At 77.4% G+C, this 12,922-nt stretch carries 11 protein-coding genes; 5 read left to right on the forward strand and 6 right to left on the reverse strand.

The features are described 5' to 3' along the window. Positions 1–131: 131 nt before the first annotated feature. Positions 132–527, reverse strand: a complete 396-nt coding sequence (locus tag ABZ495_RS35910) for a Fic family protein (RefSeq protein WP_359840149.1) — start codon at positions 525–527, stop codon at positions 132–134. Further along, positions 524–859 (reverse strand): hypothetical protein, encoded by a 336-nt coding sequence (locus tag ABZ495_RS35915; protein WP_352286915.1) that lies wholly within the window; start codon positions 857–859, stop codon positions 524–526. Before ABZ495_RS35915 ends, ABZ495_RS35910 begins: the two co-directional genes overlap by 4 nt. Positions 860–974: 115 nt before the next feature. Between ABZ495_RS35915 and ABZ495_RS35920 the strand changes: the two genes are divergently transcribed. Both ABZ495_RS35920 and yaaA read left to right on the forward strand, forming a co-directional pair. Then, the gene (locus tag ABZ495_RS35920) at positions 975–1,421 is read left to right on the forward strand and encodes a DUF3995 domain-containing protein (protein WP_359840151.1); all 447 of its coding nucleotides are present in this window, start codon (positions 975–977) and stop codon (positions 1,419–1,421) included. A gap of 75 nt (positions 1,422–1,496) precedes the next feature. After that, complete coding sequence (gene yaaA, locus ABZ495_RS35925; protein ID WP_352286912.1) at positions 1,497–2,282, forward strand: peroxide stress protein YaaA; 786 nt, start codon at positions 1,497–1,499, stop codon at positions 2,280–2,282. Between the two features lie 52 nt (positions 2,283–2,334). Here yaaA and ABZ495_RS35930 read toward each other — a convergent pair whose 3' ends face one another. From ABZ495_RS35930 to ABZ495_RS35940, 3 genes are read right to left on the reverse strand one after another with little or no spacing between them, the layout of a single operon-like run. After that, a complete protein-coding gene (locus ABZ495_RS35930; protein ID WP_329487402.1) occupies positions 2,335–3,483 on the reverse strand; it encodes a bifunctional RNase H/acid phosphatase in 1,149 nt (382 codons plus the stop codon). Positions 3,484–3,487: 4 nt separating this feature from the next. Then, entirely contained in the window at positions 3,488–4,231 is a 744-nt protein-coding gene (locus tag ABZ495_RS35935) for a C4-type zinc ribbon domain-containing protein (RefSeq protein ID WP_329487403.1), read from the reverse strand. A gap of 23 nt (positions 4,232–4,254) precedes the next feature. Continuing rightward, positions 4,255–5,091 (reverse strand): Nif3-like dinuclear metal center hexameric protein, encoded by an 837-nt coding sequence (locus ABZ495_RS35940; RefSeq protein ID WP_359840153.1) that lies wholly within the window; start codon positions 5,089–5,091, stop codon positions 4,255–4,257. A gap of 614 nt (positions 5,092–5,705) precedes the next feature. On the opposite strand from ABZ495_RS35940, the gene ABZ495_RS35945 reads away from it, so the two are divergent. From ABZ495_RS35945 to ABZ495_RS35955, 3 genes are all read left to right on the forward strand, one after another. Next, positions 5,706–8,837 (forward strand): lanthionine synthetase LanC family protein, encoded by a 3,132-nt coding sequence (locus tag ABZ495_RS35945; RefSeq protein ID WP_359840155.1) that lies wholly within the window; start codon positions 5,706–5,708, stop codon positions 8,835–8,837. After that, a complete protein-coding gene (locus ABZ495_RS35950) occupies positions 8,834–10,837 on the forward strand; it encodes an alpha/beta fold hydrolase (protein ID WP_359840156.1) in 2,004 nt (667 codons plus the stop codon). Before ABZ495_RS35945 ends, ABZ495_RS35950 begins: the two co-directional genes overlap by 4 nt. A gap of 276 nt (positions 10,838–11,113) precedes the next feature. Continuing rightward, positions 11,114–11,293 (forward strand): hypothetical protein, encoded by a 180-nt coding sequence (locus tag ABZ495_RS35955; protein ID WP_329487407.1) that lies wholly within the window; start codon positions 11,114–11,116, stop codon positions 11,291–11,293. A gap of 110 nt (positions 11,294–11,403) precedes the next feature. Here the strand turns inward: ABZ495_RS35955 and ABZ495_RS35960 are convergent, their stop codons facing one another. Next, positions 11,404–12,501 (reverse strand): alcohol dehydrogenase catalytic domain-containing protein, encoded by a 1,098-nt coding sequence (locus ABZ495_RS35960; RefSeq protein WP_359840158.1) that lies wholly within the window; start codon positions 12,499–12,501, stop codon positions 11,404–11,406. Positions 12,502–12,922 lie beyond the last annotated feature (421 nt).

Below are 12,922 nucleotides of genomic sequence, written 5' to 3' on the forward strand. Positions count from 1 at the left end.
GTGGGGGGGGCTGGCGGGGGGTGTGGGGGGGGAGGCGGGCAGGGGGGGGGGGCCGGGGGGGGGGGGGCCGGGGGGCGGGGGGGGGGGGGCGCCCCCCCCGCCCGCGCCCGGGCCGCCGGGGCCGCCCCCGCTCAGCGGCCGAGCAGGGCCCTGAGGTCCTTGGCGGCGAGGGCCACCGCGTCGTCGTAGCCGCCGGTGGCCAGGCGGAGCACGAAGGCGACGGCGTCGTCCGGGTGCGGGTCGGTGTAGGGCTCGGCGTTGTAGTCGAGGAAGAGCAGCATCGCCTCGAAGGCGGTGCGCTTGTTCCGGTCGATCAGCGGGTGGTTGCGGGCGAGGCTCTGGCCGAGCGCGGCCGCCTTGGTCCAGAGGTCGGGGTAGGCGTCCGCGCCGAACACGGTCGCCCGCGGGCGGCCGAGCGCCAAGAGCAGCGCGCCCTCGTCGCGGATGTTCTCCGGGCCGCCGGCGAGGTAGCTGACGTCCGCCAGGTCGAGGTACTCGACGTCGTCGCCGGGCCGCTGCCCGGTCACAGGTCCTTCAGCCGCTCAAGCGTCTCCGCGTTGGCCGCGCGGATCCGGGCGACCATGGCGGCCCGGCGCTCCTCCCGGCCGGCGGCCGGCCGCTCGGCCAGCGCCTCGGGCAGCTCGGACTGCCGCACGTCGAAGGCCAGCTCCGCGCGGTCCGGGCCGGACGCCCCGGTCACCCGCACCCGGCCGGCCAGCACCGCCTGGGCCGCCGCCCGGAGCGCGAACTCCAGGGCCTGCCGGGTCCGCGGCGGCAGGTCCGCGGGCAGCCGGACCGGCAGGGACTCCTCCACCGCGTCGTCGTCGCCGGGCACCAGGTCCAGGGGGCGCATGGTCATCTCGTCACTCTCCTTCGGTGCCACCGTATGCCGCGGCCGGGCGGCGGCCCAACGGGTCCTCCGTAAGCGCTCGTAGGGTGGCCTCATCGATCGGACGCGGAAGGGGGCTCGGCGGATGGACGCGGTACGGGTGACGGGGGCGGCGGTGGCCGGGGGGCTGGCGGTGACGGGGGCGCTGCACGCGCTCTGGACGGTGACGCCGTGGCCGGCGCGGTCGCGGCAGGAGTTCGCGGACACCGTGATCGGCACCGGCGAGGGCGTACCGCCGGCGGCGGCCTGCCTGGCGGTGGCGGGGCTGCTGGGCACGGCGGCGTACCTGGTCGGCGCGGAGGCCGGGGCGCTGCCGGCGGTCGGGCCGCGCGGGGTGCGCCGGGCCGGCGTCCGGACGGTCGCGGGGGTCCTGCTGGCGCGCGGGGCGGCCGGGCCGCTGGTCTTCGGCGTGCTGAACGAACGGACGGAGCGCTTCAGGCGGCTGAACGCGCGCTACTACTCGCCGCTCTGCCTGGCGCTCGGCGCCGGGGCGGCGCTGGTCGCGGCGGCGGCCCCGCGGCCCGGGCGGTAGCGGGGTTACCCGCGGCCGGGCCGGCTTGCGTAGGGTGGCGGGGTTCGCCCGCCACAAAATGTTGAGGAGTCCGCTGTGCTGGTGCTGTTGCCGCCCTCGGAGGGCAAGGCCGCGTCCGGGGACGGCGTTCCGGTGGCGCTCGACGCGCTGTCGCTGCCGGGGCTGACGGCGGCGCGGGCCCGGGTGCTGGAGGCCCTGGTCGGCCTCTGCCGGGGGGACGAGGAGGCCGCCGCCGGGGTGCTCGGCCTGAGCCCCGGGCTGCGCGGCGAGGTGGCCCGGAACGCGGGGCTGCCGACGGCCGGTGCGCGGCCCGCCGGCGAGGTGTACACCGGCGTGCTCTTCGACAACCTCGGTCTGGCCACCCTGGACGAGGCCGCGTACGACCGGGCCGCGCGCTCGCTGCTGGTCTTCTCCGGCCTCTGGGGCGCCGTCCGGATCGGGGACCGGATCCCGCCCTACCGCTGCTCGATGGGTGTGAAGCTGCCCGGCCCGGGCGCCCTCGGCCCGTACTGGCGCGCCGCGACGGCGTCCGTGCTGCCGGAGGTGGCCGACGGCCTGGTGCTGGACCTGCGCAGTTCCGCGTACGCGGCGGCCTGGAAGCCGGCCGGTGAGCTGGTGACCCGGACGGCCACCGTGCGGGTGCTCCAGGAGCGCGACGGCAAGCGCTCGGTGGTGAGCCACTTCAACAAGGCCACCAAGGGCCGGCTGGTCCGTGACCTGCTGGTGGCGGGGGCCGAGCCGAAGACGCCCGGCGAACTGGTGGACGCGCTGCTCGGACTGGGGCACCGGGTGGAGGTCGCGGCCGAGGGCACCGCCCGCAAGCCCTGGCAGCTGGACGTGGTGGTCACCGAGGTGCACTGAGCCGCGCCGAACGGCGCCGGCGGCGGGCCCCGGTGGGCCCGCCGCCGGAGGTTCAGCGCAGGTGCCCGGTGTCGTTGAGCAGCCGCACCGAGGCGTTGCCGTCCGCGTAGTACTGGACGGCGCAGAGCGAGGCGGCGGACAGCTCCATCCGGTAGAGCGAGTCCGGCGGGGCGCCGAGCGCCAGCCGCACCAGGGTCTTGATCGGGCTGACGTGCGACACCACCAGGACGGTCCGGCCGTGGTGGCGGGCCAGGATCTTGTCCCGGGCGACGCCGATCCGGTGGGTGAGCGCGGTGAAGCTCTCGCCGCCGCCGGTCGGCTTGGCCTTCGCCGAGCCGAGCCAGGCGTTGAGGTCCTCCGGGTGGCGCTCCTGCACCTCGGCGAAGGTCAGCCCCTCCCAGGCGCCGAAGTCCACCTCGCGCAGGCCGTCCTCGTAGCGGACCTCCAGGCCGAGGCGGGCGGCGACGGTCTCGGCGGTCTGCCGGGTACGGAGCATCGGCGAGCTGACCACGGCCTGGACCGAACCGCGGGAGGCCAGCGCCTCGGCCGCCCGCTCGGCCTGCCAGCGGCCCTTCTCGGAGAGCTCCGGATCGCTGCCGCCGCTGCCGGAGAAGCGCTTCTCCGGGGTGAGGTGGGTCTCGCCGTGGCGGAGCAGGACGAAGGTGGTCGGCGTGCCGAGGTCGGCGGCGGCCGCCCAGCCGGCCTTGGGCGCGGCGGTCTCCAGCGGGGGCTCGTCGGCGACGGCGGGCCGCTCGGCCCCGGCCGCCCTGGGCTCCCACTGCCGGCCGGCCTTGCCCGCGTCCATCGCCTCGTTGGCCAGCCGGTCGGCGTCCTTGTTCCGCTCGCGCGGGATCCAGGTGTACTTGACCTGGCCGCGCGGCAGCACCGCCCGGGCCTCGGCGGCGAGCGGCTGCATGTCGGGGTGCTTGATCTTCCAGCGCCCGGACATCTGCTCGACCACCAGCTTGGAGTCCATCCGGACGTCCACCGAGGCGTCCGGGTCCAGCTCCCGGGCCGCCTTCAGACCGGCGATCAGGCCCTTGTACTCGGCCACGTTGTTGGTCGCGTGGCCGATGAACTCGGCAGCCTCGGCGATGATCAGGCCGGTGTCGCCGTCCCGGACCACCGCGCCGTAGCCGGCCGGCCCCGGGTTGCCCCGGGAGCCTCCGTCGGCCTCGACGACGAACCTGCGCCCCGCCATCGGCTCAGATGCCCGAATCGGCGGTGCGCACCAGGATGCGGCCGCAGTTGTCGCAGCGGACGACCGCGTCCTTGGGCTCGGCCTTGATGGCGTTCAGGTCGGAGACGGCGAACTCGACCCGGCAGCCCTCGCAGCGGCGCTGGTAGAGACGGGCCGCGCCGACGCCGCCCTGCTGCTCGCGCAGCCGGGTGTAGAGCTTCAGCAGGTCGGCCGGAACGACGGCGACGACGGCCTCGCGGTCGCGCTTGACCTTGTCGGCCTCGGCGTCGATCTCGGCGAAGGCGGCGTCCCGGCGGGCCTCGGCCTCGGTCAGCACGACGGTGGAGTGCTCCAGGCGCGCAGTCAGCTCGGTGACCCGGGTCTGGGCGGACTCCAGGCGCTCCATGATCTCCAGGACGACGTCCTCCAGGTCCCCCTGGCGCTTGGCGAGCGAGCCGATCTCGTGCTGGAGGTTCTCCAGGTCCTTCGGCGAGGTGATCGCGCCGGAGTCCAGGCGCTGCTGGTTGCGGGCGGAGCGGCTGCGGACCTGCTCGACGTCCTGCTCGGCCTTGGTCAGCTCGCGGGTGGTGTCGCCCTGCTGGGCCTGGGCGGCCACCACGAGGTCCTTGAGCGCGGTGTGGTCGGCGGTGGCCTTGTCGATCTCGGCGTGCTCGGGCAGGCTGCGACGCCGGTGGGCCAGCTGGTCGAGCTTCGAGTCGATGGCCTGGAGGTCGAGCAGGCGGATCTGGTCGGCGGGCGCGGCGTTCAAGCGGAGAGCTCCTGTGAATCGGGTCAGGCGGTGAAGGACATGGGGGCGTGCGCGGTCCACGGGTCGGTGACCCGGTGGGAGACCTTCGTCTCCACGGCCCAGCCCCGCTGCTCGGCGGCGCCGTGCAGCGCCCGCTCGGCCAGGGTGAGCCAGGGCCACTCGGTGGCCCAGTGCGCGGCGTCGATCAGTGCGACCGGCGCCGCCTCGGCGGCCTCGGACGCCGGGTGGTGGCGCAGGTCGGCGGTGACGTACGCGTCGACACCGGCCTCGCGCGCCTGCGCGAGGAAGCTGTCGCCGGCGCCGCCGCACACCGCGACCCGGCCGATCAGGCGGTCCGGGTCACCGGAGACGCGGACGCCGGCGGCGGTGGCCGGCAGGCCCCCGGCGACCTTGGCGGCGAACGCGGCGAGGGTCAGCGGCGGCTCCAGCAGGCCGATCCGCCCGCTGCCGCGCCGGCCCAGCGGGTCCGTCGGGTCCGGCACCAGCGGGCCGGTGACGCGCAGGCCGACGGCCTCGGCCAGCGCGTCCGAGACGCCCGGGTCGGCGTGGTCGGCGTTGGTGTGCGCCACGTGCAGGGCGATGCCGGCGCGGATCAGCGTGTGCACCACCCGGCCCTTGGGCGTGGTGGCCGCGACGCCGGTGGTGCCGCGCAGGTAGAGGGGATGGTGCGTGACCACGAGGTCGGCGCCCCACTCGACGGCCTCGTCGACCACCGTCTGCACGGGGTCGACGGCGAAGAGCACGCGGCGGACCTCGGCCCGAGGGTCTCCGCAGACCAGGCCGACGGCGTCCCAGGACTCCGCCCACTGCGGCGGATAGATCTCTTCGAGCGCGGTGATGACGTCGGACAGTTTCGGCACCTGTCGAGACTACCGTGCGCGCGGGGGCGCCCGGGCCGCCCGGGGCCCGGCCCGGGGGTCCGCGGCCCGGCGTCAACCTGCGGTTCCGGGCGTTCGAGCGGCCGCCGGGGCGCCGCCGGGGGGCTCTTTCGGAGCGCTCGGGGCGCCCACGGGCGCGGCCGCGGGCCGGGACACGGGCCGTGCGGGCGCCGTGGCCGCCCGGCCACGCGGGGGCACCGCACACATCGGCCGGCTCGCACATATTCGAAACCACACCCAGATCACCCTTACGAGTGAAGTGACCCGCTACGCGTTGAGCCCGTCCGGAAACCGAAAGTAACTTCACTTCTGCGAACGGGAGTTGCCTCGGCCAGGGATCCGGAAGGGCACTCGGCCGGGATGCGGGCCAGGTCGGACCGGCCCGCGGCGGACGCGGCAGGGCCGCGCTCCCGTACTTCCCAGAAACCGATCAGGCCGCCGGCGTGCGTCGCGCGGTGCCGGAGCAGTGGGCACCGGCGGGCGCCGGCCGAGACGAAGGGATGTGAATGCGGATGGGGGCGGGCACATCGCTGCGTACGGCCGGGGGGAACGGATCGGCGGGCCACCGGCCGGATGCGGCCGGCGGGTGGCCGGAGGTGGCGCGGGCGGCACTGGCCGGCGCCGGGGGCCGGGGAGGCGACGGGGACTGGGAGGTCACCGTCGAGGGCTTCTGGTGCACGGCCGGGCCGGCCGCGACGGAACTGGCCGACGAGGGCTGGAAGATCCATGTCAGCGCGGCGTCGGCGGTCGGCCGCGCCGTCCTGACCGCCGTCACCGGGGTACTGGCCGGTGACCCGTGCACCTTCAAGTTCGCCGCCGGACCGGAGCAGCTGCACGAGATCAACTCGCGCAACAGCGACCGGGGTTCGGCGGGCAAGTTCATCACCGTCTATCCGGCGGACGCGGAGCAGTTCCGGCGGCTGGCCGCCGCGCTGCACCGGGCCACCGCCGGCCTGCCCGGGCCGGTGGTGCTCTCCGACCGCCCCTACCGGCCGGGCAGCCGGGTGCACTACCGCTACGGCGCCTTCGCGGCCCGCGCCGAGCTGGGGAACGACGGCGGCTACCGGTCGATGCTGCGCGGACCGGGCGGCGAGCGGGTCGAGGACGTGCGCGGAGCCTCGTACCGCTGCCCGCCGTGGGCGCGCGACCCGCTGGCCGAGGGGCCGGCGGCTCCCCCGCGGGACGGCACGGCGCCGGGGCGCGGACCCGGGGCGACCCGGCCGGCAGCGCCCCGGCGCGGCACCGGCGGGGTGCTGCTGGGCGGACGGTACGCCGTCACCGGGGCGATCCGGCACAGCGCCAAGGGCGGCGTCTTCCTGGGCCGGGACACCGACGGCGGCGCCGAGGTGGTGGTCAAGCAGGCCCGCGCGCACATCGAGGTGGACCGGGCCGGCACCGACGCCCGGGCGGCGCTGCGGCACGAGGCCGCGCTGCTGACGCGGCTGGAGGGGCAGGGCCTGGCGCCGCGACCGGTCGAGCTGATCGAGCAGGACGACTCGCTGTTCCTGGTGCAGGAACGCATCACCGGGCAGCCGCTCGGCAGCTGGGTGGCGGCCCGGCTGCGCCGGGACGGCAGCCCCGACGTGGACTGGGCCGAGGCCGGACCGCTGGCGCACGCCCTGCTCGACCTGGTCGAGCGGGTGCACGGGCTGGGGCTGGTCCTGCGCGACCTCTCCCCCGGCAACGTGCTGGTACGGCCGGACGGGTCGCTGCGGCTGGTCGGCCTGGAGCTCGCCGCCGAGGCGGGCCGGGCGGCGGGCTCGGCCGGCACCCCCGGCTACCGGGCCCCCGAACAGGGGCCGGGGCGCCTCGCCCTGGTCCCGGACTCCTTCGACCCGGCGGGCGCGGGCCGGTCGCGGCGGGACTCGCTCGGCAGGGATTCGCTCGGCAGGGACGCCCTGGGCGCCGGCCGCACCGTCCGGGAGGGCACCTGCGTGGCCGAGCCGGCGGTCGACCTGTACGCGCTCGGCGGGCTGTTCTTCCTGCTCGCCACCGGTCACGACCCGCTGCTGCCCGAGGACCTGCCGCGGGCCCGGCCGGTCGCCGACCGTCTCGGCCGCTGGCTGGCCCTCGCCGCCCGCTCGGGCGCCACCGCGCGGCGGCTCGCGCCGGTGGTGCTCGGGCTGCGGGCGCAGGAGCCGGAGCGGCGCTGGAGCCTCTCCCGGGTGCGGTACGCCCTGACGGGCGCCCCGGACGACCCGGGCGCGGGGAGCACGGCCGCTGCGGGACCGGCGGGCGCGGGCGACGTGACGGGCACGGGCGACGTGACGGGCGCGGGCGACGTGACGGGTGCGGCCGCCGCGCCGGCGGACCGGGGCGCCGCAGCCTCGGCGGACGGCCCGGCGGACGGCCGCACCGGCCCCACCGCCCTGGTCGACCGGGTACTGCACGACGGGCTGCGCCACCTCGCCCTCACCGCCACCCCGCTGCGGCGGGACCGGCTCTGGCCCGCCGTACCCGCCGGGCAGTGGTCCGACCCGTGCAACGTGCAGCACGGCGCCGCCGGCGTCCTCGCCCTGCTCGCCCGGGCCGCCGTGGCGGACGGCCTGCCCGCGGAGGTCCGCGAGGGGTCCCGCCGGACGGCGCGGACGGCCGTCGAGTGGATCGAGCGCCGGTGCGCCGCCGAGCCGGTCGTGCTGCCGGGTCTGCACTTCGGGCGCTCGGGCGCCGCCTGGGCCCTGCTGGACGCCGCCGAGGCGCTGGCCGACGACGCCCTCGCCGGACGCGCCGCCGGGCTCGCCCGCCGGATAGCCGTCGAGTGGCCGAACCCGGACGTGTGCCACGGCGCGGCCGGCGCGGGCTTCCTCCAGCTGCGCTTCGCCGCCGACCCCCGGACGGCCGCACCCGGGGTGGCCGGGGAGTTCCTCGCCCGGGCCGTCCGCTGCGGGCACGGCCTGCTGGCCGCCGCCCGGCCCACGCCGGAGGGGGTGGTCTGGCCGGTGCCGAAGGAGTTCGACTCGGCGCTCGCCGGGATCACCCACCTCGGCTTCGCCCACGGGGTCGCGGGCGTCGGCGCCTTCCTGCTGGCCGCCGCCGGGGCCACCGGCGACCGGGCCCTGCTCGACGGCGCGGCCGAGGCCGGGCGCACGCTCGCCGCCACCGTCCGCCGGGAGCACGGCGGACAGTACGGCGGACAGCACCGCGGGCCGTTCGACGGACCGAACGACGGGTGGTACGGCGAGGCGGCGGTGGCCGGGAACGGTGACCGGGCCGACCTCCGCCCGACGGCCTGGTGGCCACAGGGCGCGGGCGACCCGGAGCACGTCCGGCTGGCGCACTGGTGCAGCGGATCCTCCGGCGCGGGGACGTTCCTGCTCCGGCTCTGGCAGGCCACCGGTGACGAGACCGCGCACGAACTCGCGCTCGCCGCCGGCCGGGCCGTGCTGGCCGGGCGCTGGCACTGCGGCGTCAGCGCCTGCCACGGCCTGGCCGGCAACGGCGAGTACCTGCTGGACCTGGCCGCCGCCACCGGCGAGCCGGAATTCCGCTCCGGGGCTGAGGAGTTGGCCCAGCTGATCGCCGCCAGATCGGCGCTCCGCGACGGGCTGCTGGTGCTGCCCGACGAGACCGGCACCGGCTGCGCGGCCGCGTACGGCACCGGGACGGCGGGCGCGCTGGCCTTCCTGCTGCGCCTGCGGCACGGCGGCCCCCGGCTCTGGGTGGACCCGGTGCCGCCCACCCGGGCCGGCGGACCGCCCCCCGGATCCGACGGGGTGAGCACCTCGTGAACGTGGCCGTCCGCTCCGCGACGCAGGCCCTGCGCCGCCTCGGCTTCACCTTCGCCACCGACGGCAGCCACGCCGCCTGCCTGGCCTCCGCGGCCGACGGCGGCTGGTACGCCGAGAGCTGGTCCCTGCCGGTCTCCGGCCCGGCCGCACCGACCGCCCTGACCCTGCCCGGCAACCGCGCCGAGAGCCTGCGCTGCCAGCTGGTCGCCCTGCCGGACGGTTCGGTGCTGGTCTGCCGGCACGACGGCGAGCGGCACGACCTGGTGACGCTCTCCGCCGCCGCGCCGGGCAGCGAACCGGTCACCGTGGAAAGGCCGTTGGCCACCCTCAGGCGGCCCGGGATGCGGCTGCTGCCGCTCCCCGCGGCCACACCGCCCGACGGCACCCGCACCCCGGTCGCGCTGGCGCTCGGCACCGACACCCGGCCCGGCACCACCGTCTGGCTGGTGTACGCCGACGGCGGCGAGCCCCGGCAGGTCGCCGAGATCCCCGGCCTGCACGGCGGCGGCGTCTGGCTGGACCGCACCGGAACCCTGCTGGCGCTCGACCGGGTCGACGCGGGCGTCGTGCGCACCGTCGTACTGGACCTGCGCACCGGCACGGTCACCCCGCTGCTGGAGATCGGCGAGCGCAGCAACGACCGGCTGGTCCTGTACGACCCGGAGACCCGCTTCGCGATGGTGCGCAGCGACGCCCCCGGCACCGACCGGCTGGGCTGGGGCCTGCTCGGCGGCGGCGAGCCGCTGCGGTTCCCCGAATGCCTGTACGTGGCGGGCATGTTCCTGCGGCCGGTGGCACTGCGCACCACCCCGGACGGGGCCCGGGTGGTCGTCCAGATCGACCACGGCGCCGGCTCCGCGCTGGCCGTGTGGCGGCCGGCCGCCGGGCGGCTGGACCCGCTGCCGGTGCCGCCCGGGCGGCTCGGCGCGGTCGGGCACTGGTCGGACGCGGGGCTGCGCATGCCGTACTCCTCGCCCGAACACCCGGCCGCCCTGGCCACCCTGGACGTGGACACGCTGCTGGCGCACGGTCCGATCGCGGCGGCGCCCGGACCGGTGCCGCTGCCCCTGCAGTTGGCGCCACTCGGCTCCGGTCCGCCCGGCCCCTGGCGGGACGCCGCCCTGCCGTGGCAACCCGGCGGATCGCGGGCCTCCCGCGGCTCACCCGCCGGCTGGCAGCTGGACGGCAGCACCCCGCCGGGCGACGGCGGGCGCTGGCACTCCGCGCAGAGCATCGAACTGGCCGGACCGGCCGGTCCGCTGGAGGCCGTGGTGTACGGCGGGGACGCCTGGCTGAGCAGCCCGCACCTGGTCCTCGCCCTGCACGGCGGCCCGGCCGACGCCTGGCGGCTGGAGTTCGACCCCGCCCTGCAGCGGATGGCGGCCGGCGGCCTGGCCGTGATCGCGCCGAACCAGCGCGGCTCCACCGGCTACGGGGTGGCGCACGCGCTGGCCATCCGCGGCGCCTGGGGCGGGCCGGACCTCGACGACGTCCTGTACCTGCTGGACGGCATCGCCGGCCAGCGCGCCGCCCTCGGCCTGGAGCCACCGGCCCTGTTCGGCGTCAGCTACGGCGCGTTCCTCGCCCTGCTGGCGGCCGCGCACGCGCCCGCCGAGCAGGTCGCGCGCTGCGCGGTGGTCGCACCGTTCCTGTCCGGCGCCCGACTGCTGGCCGAAGCAGCCACCCCGGTCAGGGCGTTGACCACCCGGCTGGGCGGCGGCGAGTCGATCGCCGACGCCCGCGGCCCGCGCGACGTCCTCCAGCTCGCGCACCGGCTCCGCGCACCCCTGCTGATGGTGCACGGCGACCGGGACGAGGTCGTCCCGGTCAGCCAGTCCCGCGCGCTGCGCCACGAGTTGCTGCGGATCGGACGTACCGAGGGCGCCGACTTCCGGTACGTCGAGGCGGCCGGGGCCGGACACGAGGTGCTGGCCGAGGAGGGCGCGGCCGTGCTGCACGAGCTGCTGGCCGGCTTCCTGCGCACCGGTCGGCCGGGCTAGCCGCCCGATCTCACAGACTCCCGGGCCGATGGCCCGGGGCGGTACCCGGGACGGCGGATGGAGGCCGTTCCGGGAACACACCGGGCGCCCGTACCGCTCCCCGGGTGCCCCTCGTGATCTCGATAGGATCCCGCCCGTTCCGGCCGTTAGGGTGGCCGGGGCGCGGGCCGTGATCACCGGCCCTGGCGCGGTCCAGGCGCCCGGTCACGCGCCCGACCGCGTCCGCGGTGCCAGCCGGCGCCGAACCACCCGCCCCTCGCACGGAAGACGATTCTGATGTCCGACACCCTCACCGACACCACCGGACCCGCGATCACCGGGACCGACGCCGACGGGACCACGGCCGAGGACAGCGCGTCGCACGGTCGCCACCGGGGCCCCTCCGCCCCCGACGACAGGCCCGAGGCCGATCCGCACGGCCGCCACCGCCTCGGCCTGGGCGCCGCGCGGGGCTGACGCGGCCCCGCCGTCCTTCGTGACAGGGCCCGCCGCGTGCGCCGGCGGGCCCTGTCACGTCACGGCGGCCTCCCGGGCGGCCCCGGCTCCACCGCCGACGCCCGCGCCGCTCAGTCCAGCGTGACGACCGTGCGCAGCGCCTCGCCGCCCCGCATCTGCGCGACGGCCTCGTTGACGTCCGCCAGCGGGACCCGGTGCGTGACCATGCCCGCGAGGTCGATCCGCCCGGCCCGCCACAGCTCCACCACCAGCGCCATGGTGCGCGGCACGGAGGCACCGCCGTACAGCGAGGGCAGCAGCCGCTTCTCGTTGAAGAAGAGCTCGCCCATGGTGAACTGCGCGCGGTCGTCCTGCGCGCCGGCGCCGATCACCACGACCGCGCCCCCGCGCCGCGCCGCGTCGTACCCGGCCCGGACGGTGGCCGAGCGGCCGACCGCCTCGAAGACGTAGTCGAACCCGCCGCCCGGCAGGGCCTTCGCGGCGGCCTTCAGCTCGTCGGGTGCCAGCGCCTGCGTGGCGCCGAAGGCCAGTGCCCGCTCCCGGCGCGAGGCGACCGGGTCCACCACGGCGATCCGGCCGGCGCCGCAGACCCGGGCGCCCTGCACGGTGGCGATCCCGACGCCGCCCGCGCCGATCACCGCGACGGAGGCCCCGGGCTCGACCCGGGCGGTGTGCACGGCGGCGCCGATGCCGGTGGTCACCCCGCAGCCGATCAGCGCGGCCAGCTCGTAGGGCAGGTCGGCGGGGACGGTGATGACGGCGTCGCGGTCGACCACCACCTCCTCGGCGAACGCGCCGGTGCCGTAGAAGCCGGAGGCCTCCACCGGCGTCCCCGAGACGTCGTCGCCGCCGAACCGGAAGCCCGGCGCGCCGAGCCGGCGCAGGCTCGCGACGCAGAGGTGGCCCCGCCCGCGCTCGCAGTGGGCGCAGCGGCCGCAGGGCGCCATCCAGCAGAGCACGACGCGGTCGCCGACCCGGACGTCGGCCACGCCCTCGCCGACCTCCACCACGTCGCCGGCGCCCTCGTGGCCGGGAACGAACGGCGCGGGCTGCGGCAGGACGCCGCTCATCGCCGACAGGTCCGAGTGGCAGAGGCTGGCGGCCCGCAGGCGGACCCTCACCTTGCCGGGGCCGAAGCCGGTCGCGACCACGTCGTCGCGGACGTCGAGCGTGTCCTGGCCGGTCTTGTGCAGGATGGCTGCGCGCATGGAGCTTGCTCCCGGTTCGCCTCGGTCGGTGGTCGGGGCCGATTCTGGCACGACGCGCCCGGGCGGAGTAGAACACGTTCCATTCGCCCCTGGGCTACCGGCCCGTGACACGGTTGGCCTCCGGCGCCGCGCCCCTGGCATGATCACCCGCCGTGTCCACACCCGTCAGACCCACGCCCACCGGGGCCGCGCCCACCGCCACCGCCCCGGACGCACCCGCCGCCACCGGCGCCGCACCGCAGGACTGCCCGCGCTGCGGCGCCCCCGTCGACGCCGACCCCCGGTTCGCCGTCTGGTGCCCGCAGTGCGAATGGAACCTGTCCCCAGCCCCGGGTTCGGCGGCCCGGACGACGTGCCAGGTCTTCGCCCCGGCCGACCGACCCTGCGGGCCGTACTCCGCACGCAGTAGATGAGTCATGAC

The organism is Kitasatospora sp. NPDC005748, assembly GCF_040630735.1.
Lineage (GTDB): Bacteria > Actinomycetota > Actinomycetes > Streptomycetales > Streptomycetaceae > Kitasatospora.